The organism is Bacillus sp. FCW2, from assembly GCF_021228595.1.
GTDB classification, from domain to species: Bacteria; Bacillota; Bacilli; order Bacillales; family Bacillaceae; genus Bacillus; species Bacillus velezensis.
Window position 1 is genome coordinate 2804352 of sequence record NZ_CP089436.1, and the last position, 20016, is coordinate 2824367.

The 20016-nt window shown below is 50.5% G+C and carries 15 protein-coding genes; 11 read left to right on the plus strand and 4 right to left on the minus strand.

The window, feature by feature from the left end; translation table 11 throughout:
* Window positions 1-35 precede the first annotated feature (35 nt).
* Window positions 36-629 carry a biotin transporter BioY gene (locus K3G25_RS14185; RefSeq protein ID WP_007408702.1) on the minus strand — a complete coding sequence of 198 codons (594 nt, stop codon included), beginning with the start codon at window positions 627-629 and terminating at the stop codon, window positions 36-38.
* Window positions 630-728: 99 nt separating this feature from the next.
* Here K3G25_RS14185 and K3G25_RS14190 point away from each other — a divergent pair, with 99 nt between their 5' ends.
* The 8 genes from K3G25_RS14190 (at window position 729) to K3G25_RS14225 (ending at window position 14477) form a co-directional block, all read left to right on the plus strand.
* On the plus strand, window positions 729-1325 hold the full coding sequence (locus tag K3G25_RS14190) for a sulfite oxidase-like oxidoreductase (RefSeq protein ID WP_012118333.1): 597 nt from the start codon (window positions 729-731) through the stop codon (window positions 1323-1325).
* Between the two features lie 176 nt (window positions 1326-1501).
* Window positions 1502-2371, plus strand: coding sequence for an alpha/beta hydrolase (locus tag K3G25_RS14195; RefSeq protein WP_232489358.1), 870 nt, complete (start codon window positions 1502-1504; stop codon window positions 2369-2371).
* Window positions 2372-2506: 135 nt separating this feature from the next.
* Entirely contained in the window at window positions 2507-3292 is a 786-nt protein-coding gene (locus K3G25_RS14200; RefSeq protein ID WP_014418780.1) for a 2,3-dihydro-2,3-dihydroxybenzoate dehydrogenase, read from the plus strand.
* 23 nt (window positions 3293-3315) lie between these two features.
* Window positions 3316-4512, plus strand: coding sequence for an isochorismate synthase DhbC (dhbC, locus tag K3G25_RS14205; protein ID WP_021495377.1), 1197 nt, complete (start codon window positions 3316-3318; stop codon window positions 4510-4512).
* An 18-nt stretch (window positions 4513-4530) separates the two neighbouring features.
* Complete coding sequence (locus K3G25_RS14210) at window positions 4531-6156, plus strand: (2,3-dihydroxybenzoyl)adenylate synthase (protein ID WP_022553718.1); 1626 nt, start codon at window positions 4531-4533, stop codon at window positions 6154-6156.
* An 18-nt stretch (window positions 6157-6174) separates the two neighbouring features.
* Window positions 6175-7101: an isochorismatase gene (locus K3G25_RS14215; RefSeq protein ID WP_022553717.1), complete on the plus strand. Its 927-nt coding sequence runs from the start codon at window positions 6175-6177 to the stop codon at window positions 7099-7101.
* A 14-nt stretch (window positions 7102-7115) separates the two neighbouring features.
* Entirely contained in the window at window positions 7116-14243 is a 7128-nt protein-coding gene (locus K3G25_RS14220; RefSeq protein WP_232489359.1) for an amino acid adenylation domain-containing protein, read from the plus strand.
* An 18-nt stretch (window positions 14244-14261) separates the two neighbouring features.
* The gene (locus tag K3G25_RS14225; protein WP_007408694.1) at window positions 14262-14477 is read left to right on the plus strand and encodes an MbtH family protein; all 216 of its coding nucleotides are present in this window, start codon (window positions 14262-14264) and stop codon (window positions 14475-14477) included.
* Window positions 14478-14521: 44 nt separating this feature from the next.
* On the opposite strand, the gene K3G25_RS14230 is transcribed toward K3G25_RS14225, so the two are convergent.
* The 3 genes from K3G25_RS14230 to K3G25_RS14240 all read right to left on the minus strand — a co-directional run bounded on the left by K3G25_RS14230 (window position 14522) and on the right by K3G25_RS14240 (window position 17780).
* A complete protein-coding gene (locus K3G25_RS14230) occupies window positions 14522-15199 on the minus strand; it encodes a YukJ family protein (protein WP_113766682.1) in 678 nt (225 codons plus the stop codon).
* Between the two features lie 117 nt (window positions 15200-15316).
* Window positions 15317-16447 carry an alanine dehydrogenase gene (gene ald / locus K3G25_RS14235; protein WP_003152011.1) on the minus strand — a complete coding sequence of 377 codons (1131 nt, stop codon included), beginning with the start codon at window positions 16445-16447 and terminating at the stop codon, window positions 15317-15319.
* Window positions 16448-16550: 103 nt separating this feature from the next.
* On the minus strand, window positions 16551-17780 hold the full coding sequence (locus K3G25_RS14240; RefSeq protein WP_232489360.1) for a sporulation transcriptional activator AdeR: 1230 nt from the start codon (window positions 17778-17780) through the stop codon (window positions 16551-16553).
* A 315-nt stretch (window positions 17781-18095) separates the two neighbouring features.
* On the opposite strand from K3G25_RS14240, the gene K3G25_RS14245 reads away from it, so the two are divergent.
* The 3 genes from K3G25_RS14245 to essB all read left to right on the plus strand — a co-directional run bounded on the left by K3G25_RS14245 (window position 18096) and on the right by essB (window position 20005).
* Entirely contained in the window at window positions 18096-18389 is a 294-nt protein-coding gene (locus tag K3G25_RS14245; protein ID WP_015418116.1) for a WXG100 family type VII secretion target, read from the plus strand.
* Between the two features lie 75 nt (window positions 18390-18464).
* On the plus strand, window positions 18465-18704 hold the full coding sequence (locus K3G25_RS14250; RefSeq protein ID WP_007408690.1) for an ESX secretion system protein YukD: 240 nt from the start codon (window positions 18465-18467) through the stop codon (window positions 18702-18704).
* A 14-nt stretch (window positions 18705-18718) separates the two neighbouring features.
* Window positions 18719-20005, plus strand: coding sequence for a type VII secretion protein EssB (gene essB / locus K3G25_RS14255; protein ID WP_061861493.1), 1287 nt, complete (start codon window positions 18719-18721; stop codon window positions 20003-20005).
* Window positions 20006-20016 lie beyond the last annotated feature (11 nt).

Consider the following 20016-nt stretch of genomic DNA (forward strand, 5'->3'; position numbering starts at 1 on the left):
CGGAAAGGGGAGCCTTTTTGTATGCTGAGAACATCTTACGCCGGATTTCTGCTGAACCCCGTCGCTTTATGAATAGACCTGTATACGGCAGGCGCGATTGATGCCAATAACAGTGCTAAAACGATATCTTTTATGAAAAACCATATCATGTAAAACCAGGCCATTCCGTAGCTGATCGGAGCATGAAGCCATAATTTCAGCGCAATATACGTATAGGTCGTGCCAATGATATAAATGACGGCGGTACCGATCAAAGAGGCCCATGCATAATGCAGGCGGCCGGGTTTTTTTGTTTTTTCCAGCAGCCATCCGGCTGCAAATGCCGCCGGGATGTAAGCGAGAATAAATCCGCCGCTCTTTCCGATAAACGGCGCAAAGCCTGCTGAGAATTGGGCGAAAACAGGCGCCCCCGCGAGTCCGGCCAATGCGTATACCGTCATTGCAATGGCTGCCCGTCTGGCGCCGAGAAGCATCGCGGCTAACAGACAAAAGAAAGGCTGCAGCGATAACGGAATTCCCGCAACTTGCAAAAAAGGAGCCATTGATGTAATGTTGGCGCCGACGGCCATCAGTGCGGCAAACATGCCGATAAGCGCCATATCGCCCGCACGAAGGTTGCGTTGTTTCATTTGTTTTTCCCCCTTACACTTGTACCAGATTAGCGTAATCGAAGGGTGATTGATTGTCAACAAAGATTTAATGCAGGTTTACTAAATGGAGGGAGCCATATGTTTTTCGGGAAAACGAAACAAACAAAACAGTCGGAACGGATTCCGCCAAACCAAAATGTCACAACGAAGTTTCCCGTGCTTCACGCCGGAAATGTTCCTTATTATGAAGATATGTCAAAATGGAATCTGCAAGTGTACGGACTTGTTGACCGTCCTATGCTGTTAAGCTTTGAAGATATCAAAGCCTTTCCGGAAGCCGAAGTGAAAAATGATATTCATTGCGTCACGGGCTGGTCCCGTCTTGATAATATCTGGCAGGGAATACGCGCCAAAGACATCGCTGAGAAAGCGGGCGTGCACAAAGAAGCGGGATTCGTCATTCTGCACGCTGAAGAGGGCTGGACGGCCAACCTGCCGCTTTCTGATTTTACGCGGGAAACATCCCTGCTGGCATATGCGCATAACGGCGAGCCGTTAACGCCAGAGCACGGCTATCCGCTCAGAGGCGTTTTCCCCCATCTTTATTTTTGGAAAAGCGCCAAATGGCTGCGCGGCATTCAGTTCACAAAGGAAAACCACCCCGGCTTTTGGGAGAAAAACGGCTACCATATGAGGGGAGATCCATGGAAGAATGAGCGCTTTACATGGGATTAAGCCTCCTATCACTATATAGTTCTTAGGTACCTTATTGAAATAAGGTGCTTTTTTTATATCAAAAATCCATTGACTTTGTTTGGCAAAAAACCTATTATTTGAGGTGTCTTTTGATATTGAAAATCATTATCAATAAGCATAGATAAAGCAATTGCCGCAAAGGGGATGAACACATAATGGACGGAAAACAAATAAAGCGGGGTTTCGCGCCGGCCGGCCGATACGCGGTTCCGGGCACAGAAGTAAGAGAAATGCGCTCAAAAGGAGGCCGTACGTATCGTATCTTTGTCTCTTTTCCTCAAGAAGAACCGCCTGCATCCGGCTTCCCCGTCATATACCTGCTCGATGCGAATTCCGTATTCGGCACAATGGCCGAAGCTTTGCGGGTGCAAAGCCGACGGCCTGAAAAAACAGGCGTTGTTCCGGCGGTGATTGTCGGAATCGGCTACCCGACAGATCAGCCGTTTTCCGCCGAACGTCACAGTGATTTTACGATGCCGCTTTCTGAATCAGAACTGCCGGTGCATCCGCGCGGCGCGGCATGGCCCGAACAGGGAGGGGCGGAAGCATTTCTGGAGTTTATAGAAGAAGAAGTAAAGCCCGCGATGGAGCGGGATTATCCGATCGACAGAGGCAGGCAGACGATTTTCGGCCATTCGCTGGGCGGTCTTTTTGTGCTGCAAGTGCTTTTGGCGAGGCCGGACATGTTTCAGACCTATGTTGCCGGGAGTCCGTCAATTCACTGGAACAAGCGTTTTATTCAGGAAAAAGCGGAACGTTTGTCAGACCGGCTCTCTGCGGAAAATCTTCAAGTCAGCGTATTGCTGGCTGCGGGAGAAATTGAAAAAACACATAAAAGCAGAATCCCGCAGCACGCAGAGGCGCTGTACTCTTTATTATCCGGGTTTGAAGATGATGGAGTCCGTGCTGAATACAGCGAGTTTGAAGGAGAAGGCCATATTTCTGTCCTGCCCGTTTTAATCAGCAGAGCCCTGCGTTTCTGCCTGAATCCGGGAGGGCCGCATACCCCGTATTCTCCCGTATGAGAAAAAACAGGCCCTTCGAACTAAATGCGGCTGATTCTAATTTTCTAATTGACTGCGTGTTTTGATTTGGATATGATTGTCTTGAATCATAATTGATAATGATAATCATTATCAATATAGAAAGGGAATGATAATATGGACGCATTGGGAATGAAAGGGAAAACGGCCGTTGTCACCGGCGCCGCTCAAGGCATCGGAGAAGCAACAGCGCTTGCCCTTGCTGAACAAGGCGTAAATGTGGCAGCTATAGATACAAATGAAGACTTGCTTCTCGGGCTTACTGACAGACTTCGGAAAAAAGGCGTGCAGGCGCAGGGGTTTGCCGCAGATGTATCTGACAGTGCGGCTGTCAATGATATCATCGCCGCCGTTGAACGCGACATGGGGCCTATTGAAATATTGGCGAACGTTGCGGGCGTGCTGCGGCCGGGTCCGGTGCAATCCCTCAGTGATGAAGATTGGGATCAAACATTTTCTGTTAATACGACCGGCGTTTTTCATGTATCGCGGGCTGTAAGCCGGTACATGATTGAGCGTCAAAAAGGCGCCATCGTTACGGTCGGTTCGAATGCAGCCGGCGTTCCGCGTGCTTCCATGGCGGCTTATGCGGCGTCAAAAGCGGCTGCCGTCATGTTTACGAAATGCCTCGGACTGGAGCTTGCGGCCCATCATATCCGCTGCAACATCGTATCTCCGGGTTCAACGGAAACCGACATGCAGCGGGCGCTGTGGCAGGACGAGAACGGAGCCCGGGACGTCATCAGAGGTTCGCTTGATACATATAAAACGGGAATTCCGCTTCAAAAGCTGGCGAAGCCTTCTGATATTGCAAATGCCGTTTTGTTTCTGGCTTCTGAACAGGCAAACCATATTACGATGCATGATTTATGCGTTGATGGCGGCGCTACTTTAGGCGTTTGATTTAACGAGAAGGAGGGACAAACATGACAAATCAACATTTATTGGCGGAAGTGTCAGCAAAAGAGGTGCTGGACGCTTACAAGCCCGGGGCGTTCTTTTTAGCTTCCCCGAAAAGTACGATGCTTGCGGAAGGAATGTTTGCGGAAGTGCCTGATACAGACGCGGAAAATCAGCTGGATTCACTGCCTGAACGCGTGAGACAGACGCTTCTTGAGGCAAAGCAAGCCGGCATCAAACATCCGATTGCGGCCGGCGCCATTCCTTTTGACAGCAGAAAAGCTTCCCGGCTTTTTGTACCGAAGAATGTCCATACGGCAGGCCCGCTTTCGTTTGCGGTATCTTCCGCAGAAAAGCCGCAATCCAATACATATGACATCTGTCCCGTTCCGGAGCCTGAGGGCTTTATGAGCGGTGTGGAACAAGGCGTATTCAACATTACGGACGGTCCGCTCAGCAAAATCGTGCTGTCAAGGACGCTTCATCTGACCGCTGAAAAGGATATCGACATTCCTCAGGCCGTCAAGCATTTGGCGCAGCACAACCCGCGCGGCTATACATTCGCTGCGGATGTGACGGGAACGTCAGAAACAAGAAAAACGCTTTTCGGCGCAAGTCCTGAACTGCTGCTGTCCAAAAACGGAACATCGATTCTGTCCAATCCGCTGGCAGGTTCCAGACCTCGCAGCACAGATCCCGCCGAGGATCAGAGAAGAGCGGAAGAACTGCTGCAATCAGCAAAAGATCTGCATGAACATGCCGTAGTCGTGGCCGCCGTGGCCGCCGCCCTTAAACCGTTCTGCCGTGTGCTTGATGTGCCGGAAAAACCGTCACTCATTAAAACTGAGGCGATGTGGCACCTGTCCACCGAGGTAAAGGGAGAGCTGCGTGATCCGTCAACGACATCACTTGAGCTGGCCATCGCCCTGCATCCGACACCCGCGGTATGCGGAACGCCGACGGATGCGGCGAGAGAAGCAATTCAGGATATTGAGCCGTTTGACCGCAATTTCTACACGGGAATGGCGGGCTGGTGTGATGCTGAGGGTGACGGAGAATGGATTATCGCACTCCGCTGCGCCGAAGCGGAAACAAGGTCTCTCCGGCTCTTTGCGGGTGCCGGGATTGTCGCCGGATCAAAGCCGCAGGATGAACTGGACGAGACCTCGGCCAAATTCCGCACCATGCTCCGGGCGATGGGGCTTTACCAAGATGAGTTGTAAAAAAGGAGGGAACGGATCGTGCTGACTGGATTTACGCCATGGCCGGAAGAATGGGCTGACAAATACCGAAAAGACGGCTGCTGGAAGGGTGAGACGTTCGGAGGAATGCTGAAAGAGCGCGCGGCTTTATACGGAAATCAAACTGCCGTGACGTGTAAAGATGTACATTGGAGCTACAAAGAATTAGATGAAAGGGCCGATCGTTTAGCGGCGGGACTGCATAAGCTCGGAATTCAAAAGGAAGACCGCGTTGTCGTTCAGCTGCCGAATATCGCTGAGTTTTTTGAAGTGATTTTCGCGCTGTTCAGGCTCGGAGCGCTGCCCGTTTTCGCACTGCCTTCCCATAGAAGCAGTGAGATTACGTATTTCTGCGAGTTTGCAGAGGCGAAAGCATACATCATTCCTGATATGCATTCAGGTTTTGATTACAGAGCGCTTGCCAGACAGGTGAAAGACAAACTTCCGGATTTGGCGCATGTCATTGTGGCCGGCGAAGCTGAAGAGTTTCAAGAACTGAGCAGCCTGCATAGAGAGCCGGTTCAGCTGGAAGATATAAGCCCGGCGGAAGTCGCCTTTTTACAGCTTTCAGGAGGCAGTACGGGGCTGTCCAAGCTGATTCCGCGAACACACGACGATTACATATACAGTTTGCGCATCAGCGCGGAAATATGCGGCTTGGATCATCACAGCGTTTATTTGGCCGCTCTGCCGACAGCGCATAATTATCCGCTCAGCTCGCCAGGTGTGCTGGGAACTTTATATGCCGGGGGCCGGGTTGTTCTGTCACCGACGCCGAGTCCGGATGACTGCTTCCCGTTAATTGAAAAAGAACGTGTCACAATTACAGCGCTCGTCCCGCCGCTTGCGATGGTGTGGATGGACGCATCCGGTTCGCGAAGTGATGATTTATCAAGCCTTCAAGTGCTGCAGGTGGGAGGCGCCAAATTCAGCGCTGAGGCGGCCCGCCGCGTGAAGAGCGCTTTCGGATGCACCCTTCAGCAGGTTTTCGGAATGGCGGAAGGATTGGTGAATTATACGAGACTGGATGATCCTGAAGAGATCATAGTCAATACGCAAGGCAGACCGATGTCACCTTTTGATGAGGTCAGGGTTTTAGACGATGACGGGCGGGATGTCGCCCCTGGTGAAGCAGGACATTTGTTTACACGCGGCCCTTACACGATTCGCGGATATTATAAAGCGCCAGAACATAATGAAAGATCATTCACAGCCGACGGATTTTATCAGACCGGCGATATCGTCAAACTGACGGCGGACGGCTATATCATCGTCGAAGGACGTGCGAAAGATCAAATCAATCGGGGCGGTGAAAAAATAGCCGCTGAGGAGGTGGAAAATCACCTTCTTGCGCATCCTGCCGTTCATGATGCGGCCATGGTTTCAATGCCGGATGATTTTCTCGGGGAGCGATCCTGTGTGTTCGTCATCCCGAAAGGAGAAGCGCCGAAACCGGGAGAGCTGAAAGCATTTTTACGTGAGCGCGGATTGGCGGCATATAAAATCCCCGACCGGATTGAATTTATCGCTTCTTTCCCGAAAACCGGCGTCGGCAAGGTCAGTAAAAAGGATCTTCGCGAAACGATCGCCCAAAAAGTAAAGCCGGCTGAAATCAAACAATCTTAAAAAAAGGAAGTGTTTACATTGGCTATACCGTCTATTCCCGCATATGCGCTGCCGACAGCGTCAGATATGCCTGAAAATAAAGTATCGTGGACGCTGAATCCGAAACGCGCGGTGCTTCTGATCCATGACATGCAGAATTATTTCGTCGATGCTTTTGCGAAAGGTGAGGCTCCGATCACGGAGGCGGCTCAGAATATCAAAAAAATAAAAGAGCAATGCAAAGCACTCGGCATTCCGGTGGTGTATACCGCGCAGCCGGGCAGCCAAGACCCGGCGGACCGCGCGCTGCTGACGGATTTTTGGGGGCCGGGGCTAAAAAGCGGGCCTTATGAAGAAAAGGTCATTCCGGAGCTTGCCCCGGATGATCAGGACATTGTCCTCACAAAGTGGAGATACAGCGCGTTTAAACGGACGAATCTCCTTGACATCATGCGTGAAAGCGGCAGAGACCAGCTCATGATTACAGGAATTTATGCACACATCGGCTGTCTCGTCACAGCCTGTGAAGCATTTATGGATGATATCCAAAGCTTCTTTATCGGAGACGCCGTTGCTGATTTTTCTTCAGAAAAACATAAGATGGCCATCGAATATGCGTCTCAGCGCTGCGCTTACACGGCTTTGACAAACGAAGTACTGGAGCTGCTGGGCGGCGCGCCGGTTTCTGAAGGAGAAGAGAAGGTTTCCGCCGTATTGACAAAAGACCGGGTGCGGGAACAAATTGCGGCGATTCTTCAAGAATCACCGTCTGATATTCCGGATCATGAAGACCTGCTGGACAGAGGTCTTGACTCCGTCAGAATCATGAGCCTTGTCGAACAATGGCGCCGTGACGGAGCTGAAGTGACGTTTGTGGAACTGGCGGAGAACCCGACGCTGGAAGAGTGGTGGAGACTTCTTTCTTCCCGATCTCAAAAAGTCTTGCCGAACGCAGATTATTTATAAAGGGAGAGAATAGAATGCATGATACACAACAGCTGCCTCTGACAGGCGCACAGGCCGGTATCTGGTTTGCGCAGCAGCTTGATCCTGATAATCCGATTTACAATACAGGCGAGTACGTTGAGATAAACGGCGCGATCGATGTGAACATATTTAAAACCGCTCTCGAACGCGTGCTGACAGAAGCCGCGTCATTACACGCCCGCTTCGAAGAGGGGGCAGACGGGCCGAAGCAGATCATCAATCCTCCATTTGAGGCTGCGATCGATGTCATAGATGTGAGTTCAGAAGCTGATCCGAAGCAGGCCGCACTCAGACTCATGCAGACAGATTTGGCTGAGCCCGTCGATATGGCGGCCGGGCCTTTGTTCCGCGACATTTTATTTCAGGCGGGACCGGAACGCTTTTTCTGGTATCAGCGCATTCACCACATTGCGATAGACGGCTACGGTTTTTCACTGCTGGCACGGCGTACGGCGCAAGTGTACACCGCAATACGGGAGGGACGTCCGGATAATGGGCGCTCCTTCGGTTCTTTGGAGGAGCTGGTAAAAGAAGATCAAGAGTACCGCGCGTCTGATCAATTCCTGAAAGATCGGGAATTTTGGATGGAGAAATTTGCGGATGAACCTGATGTCGTCAGTTTGGCGGAAAGAGCGCCGAGAACGTCAACACGTTTTTGGAGAAGCACGGCTTATCTTTCTGAAACGGCTTTACAGCATGTAAAAGCGATTCCGAACTGGCATGAAGCCGTCACGGCCGCAGCGGCGGTATATGTCCATCGGATGACAAACGCAGGGGATATCGTGATCGGCTTACCGATGATGGGGCGGATCGGCTCGATTTCACTGAATATTCCGAGTATGGTCATGAATCTTCTGCCTTTACGGCTTTCTCTTCGCCCGGATATGAATTTTCATGAGGCCGTCAGCCAAGTGGCAAAAGAAATCCGAAACATTCGGCGCCATCAGAAATACCGCCATGAAGATATGCGCCGCGACCTTAAATTGCTCGGAGAAAATCGCAGGCTGTTCGGCCCGCAAGTCAATGTGATGCCGTTTGATTACGCGCTTGATTTCGCCGGAGCGCCGGGCACCGTTCATAATTTATCAGCCGGGCCCGTTGATGATTTGTCAATTAACGTTTACGACAGAGCGGACGGAAGCGGAATGCGTGTGGACTTTGATGCGAATCCGGAAGTGTACAGCGCCGAAGATATTGAAAACCATCAAAAACGATTCCTGCTTCTGTTGGAATCCGCTGTGAAAGACCAGACACAAAAAATCGGCACACTCAACCTTCTGCTTGAAAGTGAACGTCTCCGCGTACTGGAAAGCTGGAATGACACGCGCAAGGCCGAGAAGCAGAAAAGTCTGCCGGAGCTGTTTTACGAACAGGCCGTAAAAACACCGGACCGGCCGGCAATCATCACCGAAAACGAAGAGCTCAGCTATGCCGAATTGAACAAGCGCGCGAACCAGCTTGCCGGCATGCTAAAGGAAAAGGGGCTCGGACCGGAACAATTTGCCGCTTTGCTGCTTCCGCGGTCACAGGAGTTGGCCGTGAGCATGCTGGCCGTTTTGAAAACGGGAGCCGCATACCTGCCGCTTGATCCTGATTTTCCTTCTGAGCGGATCACATACATGCTCAAAGATGCACAGCCTGCATGCCTGATTACAACGATGGAATTATCCGGCCGCATGCCGGAAGACAGTGATGCAAAAAGGATCATTCTCGATGACCCGGATACGGTAAAAACCGTTGTCGCTCAAAATGCTGACTTTCCCGCTCAGGCGGAATGTTCGCCTTTGCACCCCGCTTATATCATTTATACATCGGGCTCAACGGGCAAACCGAAAGGCGTAGTCGTGACATTAAAAAGCGTAAGCAATTTCCTCTTATCCATGCGGGAAATGTTCCCGCTCGGCGAACAAGACCGCCTGCTTGCCGTTACGACTGCGGCGTTTGATATTTCCGGACTTGAGCTCTTCCTTCCGCTCATCAGCGGGGCGGGGTGCGTCATCGCACGTAAAGAGACGATTCAGGAACCGCGGGCGCTTGCGCACATGATTCACTCATACGATATTTCAATCATGCAGGCAACGCCGACATTGTGGCATTCATTAGTCACCAATGAACCGGATTCTCTCCGGGCGCTGCAGGTGCTTGTCGGAGGTGAGGCGCTTCCGAATGCGCTTATGCATGCTCTGCTTGAATCAGGCTGTACGGTGACGAATCTGTACGGGCCGACTGAAACAACAATCTGGTCGGCCGCACAGCCGCTTGCAAAAGGCCATACAGGGGCGCCTCCGATCGGAAAGCCGATTTGGAACACGCGGGTATATGTGCTGGACGCCGCATTGCAGCCCGTCCCGCCGGGAATCGCGGGCGAGCTTTATATCGCGGGGGAGGGGCTTGCCAGAGGTTATTATAACCGTCCTGATTTAACAGCGGAAAGATTCATTGCCGATCCGTACGGGCCCGCAGGCGCGAGGATGTATCGGACGGGAGATCTCGTGCGCTGGCGTGAGGACGGCTCGCTTGATTATATCAGCAGAGCCGATCACCAAATTAAAATCCGCGGGTTCCGGATAGAATTAGGAGAAATTGAGTCAGTGCTGTCGAAATATCCGGGTATTTCGCAGGCCGCCGTCATTGTCCGTGAAGACCAGCCCGGAGATAAGCGGCTGGTGGCTTATGCTGTCGCGGATCAGCCCCTTGATATCGGCGGACTTCGTGAATATATGGGCGAAAGCCTGCCGGATTATATGGTGCCGGGCGCGTTTGTACAGCTGGAAGAATTGCCGCTGACACCGAATAAGAAGCTCGATCGCAGCGCTCTGCCTGCACCTGATTTTTCCGCTGTCTTGTCTGACAGAGGGCCGCGGACGCCGCAGGAAGAAATATTATGCGATCTGTTTGCCGAGGTTCTCGGTCTTGCACGGGTCGGAATTGATGACGGGTTCTTTGAATTGGGCGGACATTCGCTCTTAGCCGGACGCCTGATGAGCCGGGTCCGGGAGACGATGGGCGCAGAGCTTGGCATCGGCCGTCTGTTTGATACGCCGACCGTTGCCGGGCTCGCCGCACAGCTTGATACCGCAAAGAGTGCGCGGCCTAAGCTCAAGCCGTTTGACCGGCCGGAGCATATCCCGCTGTCATTTGCGCAGCTGCGTCTATGGTTTCTCTACTGTCTTGAAGGGCCAAGCCCGACTTACAACATTCCGGTGATTGTCCGCATGTCAGGCAAGCTTGACCAATCAGCGCTGAAACACGCCTTTTACGATGTTGTCAGCCGTCATGAAAGCCTGCGCACCGTTTTTCCGGAAAATAAGGGATCATCTCATCAGCTCATTTTATCTGCTGAAGAAGCCCGCCCTGTGTTTACAGTGACACGTGCAGACAAAAACGAGCTCCAAGACATGCTTGCCGCTGCGGCACGATATCGGTTTGATCTCGCTAAAGAGCCGGCCGTCCGAGCCGAGCTGTTTGATCTTGGTGACGGCGAGTATACGCTGATGATTCTCCTGCATCACATTGCAGGTGACGGCTGGTCCTTGAATCCGCTCATGCGTGACTTATCCATAGCCTATATCGCCCGGCAAACAGGTGAAAAAGCAGAATGGGCGCCGCTGGCGGTTCAATATGCGGATTATGCGCTTTGGCAGCAGCAGCTTTTAGGCAGCGCGTCTGATTCTGAGAGCTTAATTGCGCGCCAGCTGGATTTCTGGAAGAAAACGCTTGAAAATGTACCGGATCAGCTGGAGCTGCCGTCTGATTTTCCGCGTCCCGCTGAATCAAGCTACAGGGGCGGCGTCATTCCGATCAACATCGGCCAAGAGCTTCATGCCCGTCTTCTCTCACTTGCCAGAAATCAGCGCGTAAGCCTGTTTATGGTGCTTCAATCAGGGCTTTCCGCGTTACTGACCCGGCTCGGTGCAGGGACCGATATTCCGATCGGCAGTCCGATAGCCGGCCGCAGTGATGACGCATTGGGAGACCTTGTGGGTATGTTCATTAATACACTCGTACTGAGAACCGATACCTCTGGCGATCCGAGCTTTTGTGAGCTTCTTGAAAGGGTCAGGGAAATGAATCTCGCAGCATATGAACATCAGGACGTGCCGTTTGAACGTCTCGTGGAAGAATTGAATCCGGTTCGTTCCCGGTCAAGACATCCGCTGTTCCAAGTGATGCTCGCATTCCAAAATACGCCTGACCCTGTACTCAGTCTTCCTGATATGGAAACAAGCCTGCAAATCAGCAGTGTCGGATCGTCCAAATTTGATTTGACGCTGGAATTGGCTGAACAGCGCCATGACGACGGCACGCCTGCCGGTATTGAAGGCCTGCTGGAGTTCAGTACGGACTTATTTAGAAAAGAAACGGCTGAAGCACTTGCCGGACGCCTGCTTCTTCTGCTCGAAGATGCCGCATCACATCCGGAAAAACCGATCGGAAGCTTAACCATTCTTTCTGATGAAGAGCGCCGGAAGCTTTTGCCGGTTAAACGGGCAAAACAGCATATTCAGCCTCGGCAGACACTGCCTGAACTGTTTGAAATACAGGCCGCCGCAAAATCGGATGAAACGGCGGCAGTATTTGGAGAGAGCGGACTCACTTATAAAGAGCTGAATGAAAGAGCCAATCAGCTCGCGCACATGATGATTGCCCGCGGCGTCGGCCCGGAGCAGTTTGTCGCACTGGCGCTGCCGCGTTCTTTAGATATGATTGTCGGGCTGTTAGCCGTCCTGAAGACGGGGGCAGCGTATCTGCCGCTTGATCCTGATTATCCCGCGGACCGCATTGCTTTTATGTTACATGATGCCAAGCCCGTATTTATGCTTACCAACCGTGAAGGCGCAAGTAAGCTCTCTATCGAAAGCGGCATGCCGGCCTTCATCCTGGATGATCCGCAGAACAAAGAAACACTTCGGCAATATGCCGTCACGAACCCTGCGGACGCTGACCGGATTCGGCCGCTGTCACCGCTTCACCCGGCCTACGTCATTTACACGTCGGGATCAACAGGTGTGCCGAAAGGTGTCATCATTCCGCACAGCAATGTTATCCGGCTGTTTGAGTCGACGCGGCATTGGTATCACTTTCATTCTGATGATGTATGGACGATGTTTCACTCCTACGCTTTCGATTTCTCTGTCTGGGAAATGTGGGGGCCGCTGCTTCACGGCGGACGTCTCGTCGTCGTGCCGCATGACATCAGCAGATCGCCGGAAGCGTTTTTACATCTCCTCGTGAAAGAGCGGGTAACCGTGCTTAACCAAACGCCGTCAGCGTTTTACCAGCTGATGCATGCGGAAAAAGAACACAAAGAGCTGGGCCGTCAGCTCGTACTCAGATATATCATCTTCGGCGGCGAGGCGCTTGAGCTGAGCCGGCTTGAGGATTGGTACAGCCGCCACGCAGACAATCAGCCGGTGCTCGTGAATATGTACGGCATTACGGAAACGACGGTGCACGTCAGTTACCTTGAATTAGACAAAAACATTGCCGAGCTGAGAGCAAACAGCCTCATCGGCTGCGGCATTCCTGATCTGAACGTATATGTGCTTGATGACCGGCTGGAGCCTGTGCCCCCGGGCATCACGGGCGAAATGTATGTGGCCGGAGGAGGCGTGGCACGCGGTTACTTAGGGCGGCAAAGCCTGACCGCCGAACGCTTTGTGGCTGATCCGTACGGCCCGCCGGGAACGAGAATGTACCGGACGGGGGATTTAGCCCGTGTGCGGACGGACGGTTCTCTTGATTATATGGGCAGGGCGGACCACCAGATTAAAATCCGCGGCTTCCGGATTGAATTGGGAGAAATCGAAGCGGTTCTCGTCAAACATCCGGATATCGAGGATGCCGCCGTAGTCGTCCGTGAAGACCGGCCGGGAGATAAACGGCTGGCCGCCTACCTTGTCCGATCTGCCGGCAGCACCTTGGACACGGGAAACATGCGCCGGTTTGCCGAAGAAAGCCTGCCGGATTACATGGTTCCGTCAGCTTTTGTCCAAATGAATGAACTGCCGCTGACACCGAATGGAAAGCTTGACCGAAAAGCGCTCCCTGCGCCTGACTTCCAAACGGAGGTCACCGGCCGGGGGCCGAGAACGCCGCAGGAAGAAATGCTGTGTGAGCTGTTCGCAGAGGTGCTTCACCTGCCGCGTGTCGGTATTGATGACAGATTCTTTGATTTAGGCGGCCATTCTTTGCTTGCGGTTCATTTAATGAGCCGTATTCGGGAAGCGATGGGAGCCGAGCTGAGTATCGGAACATTATTTGAAGCTCCTACGGTGGCAAGTCTTGCTGAAAGACTTGAGTCAGGAACGGGCGCAAGCGCGCTTGATGTTCTTCTTCCGCTCAGAACGGCAGGAGAAGAAACACCGTTGTTCTGTGTCCATCCGGCCGGCGGTCTCAGCTGGTGTTATGCCGGGCTGATGTCTTCTTTAGAGGCTGATTATCCGATATACGGCTTACAGGCGAGAGGCATCGGAAAAAAAGAATCGCTTCCGCAAAGCCTAGATGACATGGCGGCGGATTATATTGAAAAAATCCGTACCGTGCAGCCGAAAGGGCCGTACCGTCTGCTCGGCTGGTCTCTCGGAGGGAATGTCATTCAGGCCATGGCGACACAATTACAGAGCCGGGGTGAAGAGGTTTCGCTTTTGGTGATGCTTGACGCGTATCCGAATCATTTTCTGCCGATAAAAAATGCGCCTGATGACGAGGAAGCCGTCATCGCGCTGCTCGCCCTGGGAGGGTACGACCCGGACAGCCTCGGGGATCAGCCGCTTGATTTTGACACCGCGCTGACCATTCTCCGCCGTGAGGGAAGCGCATTAGCCAGCCTGGACGAGTCAGTGATGATGAATCTGAAAGATACGTACATTAATTCTGTCGGGCTGTTAGGAACATACAAGCCGAAACCGTTCCACGGAGATGTGCTGTTCTTCAGATCAACGATTATTCCGGAGTGGTTTGACCCAATTGAGCCGGATACTTGGAAACCGTATATTACCGGGAAAATCGAGCGGTATGACTTAGACTGCCGCCATAAAGATATGTGCCAGCCGGGCCCGCTTGCCGACATCGGCGCGATTCTGGCAGAGAAATTAAACGGACGGCGTACAGTCCGGTAAAGAAAGGAAAGAGATGATATGACAAATCCATTTGAACGGGAAGACGGCTCATACCATGTGCTCGTCAATGCTGAAGGCCAGTACTCACTGTGGCCGGCCTATCTGGATGTGCCGGACGGCTGGGAAACCCGCCTCACGAATGAAACCCGCCCCGTTTGTCTCGAATATATTGAAACAAACTGGCGTGATATGAGGCCGGAAAGCCTGAAACAGGCCGAAGCCGCTAAAATGTAATAAGAAAAGCCTGCCGTTATTTCGGCAGGCTTTTTATGCGGACATCAGCCGTTAAGCTGTGTATGATCACAAAATGTATAAGGGTGGCCTTCTTCATTCGTGCACCATGACTGAGACAGAAAAGCCAAAAAGACCGCGGCCCACTGGTCTGCAAACTGGATTAAAATACCGCCGTCGTGCCACGTTCCGTTATCCTTCTTCCAGCGTGTATCAATTGGGTTTCCCTGATTCATATGAATATTATGCATGCCGTTTGTCGGCTTGAACCCGAAAATCTTATCAGCGCCCGGCTCCGGCCCGAATTTAGAGCCGTAAATATAGACGGTGGCTTTTTCTGATTTGGCTTTTTGCATGTACGTCTCAATAAAGTCATTTAAGTCATTATCCGGACCGGTGACTTCATGCGGGAGGGGCACCATGTTCCGGGGATCAAACAATCCGCCGCGGACATAATCCAGCGCCAGCTCACGGCTGGTTTCATCAATTGGGGTATATCCATACGGAATGTTGGGCAGCAGGGTGATCGTGCTTGCGTCAAAATGATCGCGTGCCGCATACAGAACCTCTGATTCTTTTGAACTTGACATGACATTGATCGCACAGCGATAGCGCGTATCAGGCTCGCCTAGCACCTCGACTTGAAAATGCGGAGAATCATCATCTGTTTCCCTTTTCATATCTGACACAGTGCCTTTTAATACACCATAGTGCTGAACAGCCATATGAATCCTCCTTTTTCTTCCGGGATATGAATTGATATTCGAGACAGGGGGCCGTTTTTCCTTTTATGAGAAAGAAAAAAGGACAGCCCGCTGATCAGGCTGTCCTCTTCATATCTATTAAGCTTTTGCAGCCGAACCTTGCATTGCTTTTTCAGCAGGCACGTAGTCATAGCCTAAGTCTTTGGCTACCGCTTCATACGTGACATGTCCGTTAGCCGTATTTAAGCCCGCTTTAAGCGCAGGGCTGTCTGCAATGGCCTGTGCCGCGCCTTTATTGGCGATTTGAAGCGCGTAAGGAACGGTTACATTCGTTAATGCGAGCGTAGACGTACGCGGTACGGCGCCCGGCATATTGGCGACAGCGTAGTGAACGACGCCGTGTTTTTCGTAAGTCGGATTATCGTGGGTTGTAATATGATCAACGGTTTCCACAATGCCGCCCTGATCGATGGCAACATCAACAATGACGGAACCCGGTTTCATTTGTTTAACCATTTCTTCCGTAACGAGAGTCGGCGCTTTGGCTCCCGGGATGAGCACGGCGCAGATCAGAAGATCCGCTTCCGCGACGGAATCTGCAATATTTACAGGGTTTGACATCAATGTTTTAATCTGATGCCCGAAAATATCATCAAGCTGACGCAGGCGGTCTGCGTTCAAATCGATCATTGTCACATCGGCACCGAGTCCGACAGCCATTTTCGCGGCATTTGTTCCGACGCCGCCCCCTCCGATGATCGTGACTTTTCCGCGGGATACACCCGGTACGCCGGCTAATAAAATTCCTTTTCCGCCCTTTGGTTTTTCAAGAAACTGAGCTCCGATTTGAGCGGCCATTCTGCCGGCCACTTCGGACATCGGCGTAAGCAGCGGAAGGGAACGTCCGTCCGTTACCGTTTCGTACGCGATAGCTGTCACGCCTTTTTCTGTAAGCGCTTTAGCTAATTCCGGCTCTGCAGCTAAATGAAGGTAAGTGAATAAGACCAGACCTTGACGGAAATACGCATACTCTTCAGCCAGCGGTTCTTTTACCTTCATGACCATTTCCGCATCCCATACTTGCTTTCTGTCCTCCAGAATTTCCGCCCCTGCTGATACGTAATCTTCATTTGTAAAGCCGCTTCCGAGTCCCGCTCCGGATTCCACAAGAACCCGATGGCCGTTTCCGATAAGCTGTGAAACGCCTCCAGGTGTTAATGCCACTCGATTTTCATTGTTTTTGATTTCCTTTGGAACCCCGATAATCATGTCTGTTTCCCCCAATGTTTGTGTGATGCTTCAAGTGTAGCGCGATTTTTGCGAAAATTCTTTGTTTGAAACAGAAAATAAAAAAACACGGATTTGTGAAATTTCACGAACCCATGCTGCGAAGTTTGATATCAAGGTAAATCGTAAACTTTTCATTCACATTTTTTAAGTCGATTTCTGCGATCTGGCTGATTCTTTTCAGCCTGTAATTCAATGTATTGACATGGATGTTAAGCGCTTTAGCGGCAGTGTTGACGTTGCTGTCGGCATCAATAAAATGTTCGAGCGTTTTTACCATATCGGCTTGGTGCTCCCTGTCATACTGCTCAAGCTTTGAGAGGGAATAGTTCATATAGCCGCTGTGCTTGCGTTTTTCATCCAACACATCCAGGTACTGATAAATGCCGAGTTCCGAAAAGCTGAAAAGGTGTTTGGTTTCTCTCACAAACCGCTCTTTCGCTTTTAATACGGAAAGCGCTTCCTGATAGGAGCGGTAAACATAAGAAATCGATTCGTAAATACCGCCGACCGCAATCGACGCATCTTCAATTTTATACCGTTCCTTCAGCTGTTTTTGAATATGAAGGGCGAAGTGCTTTAAATCTTTAAAAGGCTGATCGGTTTTCGGCGCGGCTAATAAGATTAATTCATTTGAATCAACAGTCGCCAGCATGACATGAATCTGCTGTGTCGTTTCCTGCAAATATTGCAGCTGCTGTTCTGTCTTTTCAGTCAGCTCATCATTTAAACGGATGATCATGACGCTGAACACGGATGGCAGCGCCATCCCGAGCTTATGAAACCCTTCGGCCATTTCGGCTTCCTGATAAATATGGCCGGTCAGCATTTTCCAAAAAAACTCCTGGCCCCGCTCTTCGATTTTCGTTTTGCGGATCTGCAGGTGCAAAAGCTTGTTCCGCACCGCTTTGGCTGCCAGCTGGAGTGTCTTCAGATCTTCGTCATTGAGCTTTTTTTTGATCTCAAGCGCCCAAATAAATCCGAGAACCTGACTGTTTTTCCAGATGGAAATCGCCACGCGGTTGCTCAGGCCCACCTCGTCAATTTCTTTCACTTTGATCGGCTGGTCCGTTTTTAAAAGCGCCGGAATGGTTCCGTCTTTCCACAGTTTGTTGATGACTTTTTCCGGCACCCTCCGCCCGATAATCGTCGACGTCCGGGCCGGATCTGTACAATCGCTGTGCGTGCTGTATGCAAGCAGTTTATGATTAACGTCTTCTATTGTAATGGGGCATTGAAGAACTTCACTGATATGGTCGGCAACATCTTCAAGCCTGTCGAAACTGTACTTAAATGGATCCTTTGGATTGGTCATCTGTATCCCTACTTTTTCATAGCTTCATATCTTGATCTTACCATCTTGCTTTTCAGACTGAAAGGCATCTTTGCAGGGAAATAGACTAGGACAATAAGATCATTCGGCGGAAACGAAAATAATAAGAAAATCATACTACTACATTTACAAAATGTGTAAATGTGACGAAAAATCCAATATATCATAAGACTCATTTTGTAAAATTAAAACAGATTTGTTTGACTGTGCCGAATGGTTGTTTTTATAATAATGACGTTAAAAAAATAAGTGAATTAGCCCATATTTAGGCTGATGACACAGGAGGGTATAAGGAATATGTCTGGATTAATTCGTGTCACACCCGAAGAGCTAAGAGCGATGGCTAAGCAATATGGCGTTGAAAGTCAGGAAGTCATGAATCAGGTTGACCGCCTGAACCGCATGATTTCTGATTTGAAAAGCATGTGGGAAGGTGCTTCAAGTGAAGCATTTGCAGATCAATATGAGCAGCTGAAACCTTCATTTATTAAAATGTCTGAATTGCTTCAAGATGTGAATCATCAGCTCGATCAAACGGCAAATACGCTTGAGTCTACTGACCAAGATATCGCTAACCAAATTCGCGGATAATAAGATGAATGAAGAAACGGAGCGCCTGATTCAATCAAGAAGACGGCGCTCTTTCTATGTAAGGGTGATATGAATATGTATATCGATATTACAATAGATTTAACACATTATAACGGCAGCGTCTTCGATCTCAGATTGTCAGATTACCATTCTGTGAAAAAAGTCATTGATATTGCCCGGCAGGCTCAGCATGTATCCGTTCCGCCGCGTGAAGGCTATTGGATCAGAGTGGTCAATAAAGAAGCGGTTTTTTCCGGAGAACAAAAGCTATCTGACTGCGGCATTACGAACGGAGACCGCCTTGAAATTTTATGAAAGGACATGGTGGAATGACAGGTCATAACAGATCTTATTTAGAAACAGAATTAGATGCCGTCCGGGAAGAAACCGAATCAGGCTTCACGTTCACCTTCCAGCGGGAAAAAATCAAGCTTCTTGACGGGCTGGAAGCAAACGTGATTAAAGATGCTGATCCTTTTTTTCAAAAAGAGGTCTCAGTTTCAGAAGACGAAGTAACCATCACAATCAAACCTCCTTCTTCTTATCAGGCTTTCCGCTATATAAAAGGAAAAGATAAAAAAAGCAGGTGGCAATTTGCCTACCGTCTCGTCCAAGCCGTGAAACAGCATAAGCTGAAACGTCTCAATCTGATTGCCGCCCCTGAAAATATCGTGTTTGATAAAGCGCTGACGCCTTACTTTCTTCATTACGGCGTAAAGGAGAGCCTTCCGCCTTATGAGGAAGATAGAGAAAGGGTGTTAAAAGAGCTCAAAGCCTGTGCGGCGCTTGCAGCTGACGGGGCGTACACCTTCGATGAATATTTGAAGTACAAGGAGACGCTTCACTTCTCTCCTGAGGTGAAAAGCGTGCTAGAGGCGGAGACGATTGAAGAACTGGAAGAAACCATTCAAACCGCAATTGATTCCCTCGAAGAAAGGGACAAGACATACATAAAACTGCCGAAAAAGAAATGGAAAATCCAAAGATACGCCGGTCTGGCGCTTGCCGTCCTCCTTGTGCCGGCACTTCTTTACTCCTTATACGTTCTGTTTTTCGCCCAGCCAAAGCAAGAGGCAATTACGGAAAGCAACCGCTATTTTTTAAATCAGCAGTACAGCAAAGTCATTGACACACTCGCCAAATACGATGCGGAAAGCCTCCCGGAATCTGTGCAGTACGAGCTTGCTTCCTCTTATGTGGCAGTTGAAAATCTGAGGGAAGAGCAGCGGAAAAACATCGGGAATCTGGTCACGCTGCAATCAGACCCGAAGCATTTCCTTTATTGGATTGATATCGGCAGAGGGGAAAATGAAGAAGCCATCAAAATCGGCCGCAATCTTGAGTACAACCCGTACATCTGGCTCGGACTTACAAAATATAAACAGCAATTATTAGCGGATGACAGTATGAAAGACGACGAAAAGCAGAAAGAACTGGACGCCGTGGAAAGCGAGCTTGCGAAGGCGAAAAAAGAGGCGGAGGAGCAGCATAAAGAAGCGGAGGAAAACGGTGACACCGCCGAAGCTTCCGCCGGACAGGATGAAAGCAAACAAGACAAAGCGAAAGATAACAAAGAGAACGACAAGAAAGATGAGAAAAAAGATGAAAAAAAATAACAGCACACATC

Excerpts from the sequence above, each read along its gene's own strand:
- K3G25_RS14250 (WP_007408690.1), top strand. The coding sequence starts at position 18,465 with ATGTATATCGATATTACAATAGATTTAACACATTATAACGGCAGCGTC.
- K3G25_RS14185 (WP_007408702.1), bottom strand. The coding sequence starts at position 629 with ATGAAACAACGCAACCTTCGTGCGGGCGATATGGCGCTTATCGGCATG.
- essB (WP_061861493.1), top strand. The coding sequence starts at position 18,719 with ATGACAGGTCATAACAGATCTTATTTAGAAACAGAATTAGATGCCGTC.
- K3G25_RS14230 (WP_113766682.1), bottom strand. The coding sequence starts at position 15,199 with ATGGCTGTTCAGCACTATGGTGTATTAAAAGGCACTGTGTCAGATATG.
- K3G25_RS14225 (WP_007408694.1), top strand. The coding sequence starts at position 14,262 with ATGACAAATCCATTTGAACGGGAAGACGGCTCATACCATGTGCTCGTC.
- K3G25_RS14220 (WP_232489359.1), top strand. The coding sequence starts at position 7,116 with ATGCATGATACACAACAGCTGCCTCTGACAGGCGCACAGGCCGGTATC.
- K3G25_RS14245 (WP_015418116.1), top strand. The coding sequence starts at position 18,096 with ATGTCTGGATTAATTCGTGTCACACCCGAAGAGCTAAGAGCGATGGCT.
- K3G25_RS14200 (WP_014418780.1), top strand. The coding sequence starts at position 2,507 with ATGGACGCATTGGGAATGAAAGGGAAAACGGCCGTTGTCACCGGCGCC.
- K3G25_RS14240 (WP_232489360.1), bottom strand. The coding sequence starts at position 17,780 with ATGACCAATCCAAAGGATCCATTTAAGTACAGTTTCGACAGGCTTGAA.
- K3G25_RS14190 (WP_012118333.1), top strand. The coding sequence starts at position 729 with ATGTTTTTCGGGAAAACGAAACAAACAAAACAGTCGGAACGGATTCCG.
- K3G25_RS14195 (WP_232489358.1), top strand. The coding sequence starts at position 1,502 with ATGGACGGAAAACAAATAAAGCGGGGTTTCGCGCCGGCCGGCCGATAC.
- ald (WP_003152011.1), bottom strand. The coding sequence starts at position 16,447 with ATGATTATCGGGGTTCCAAAGGAAATCAAAAACAATGAAAATCGAGTG.
- dhbC (WP_021495377.1), top strand. The coding sequence starts at position 3,316 with ATGACAAATCAACATTTATTGGCGGAAGTGTCAGCAAAAGAGGTGCTG.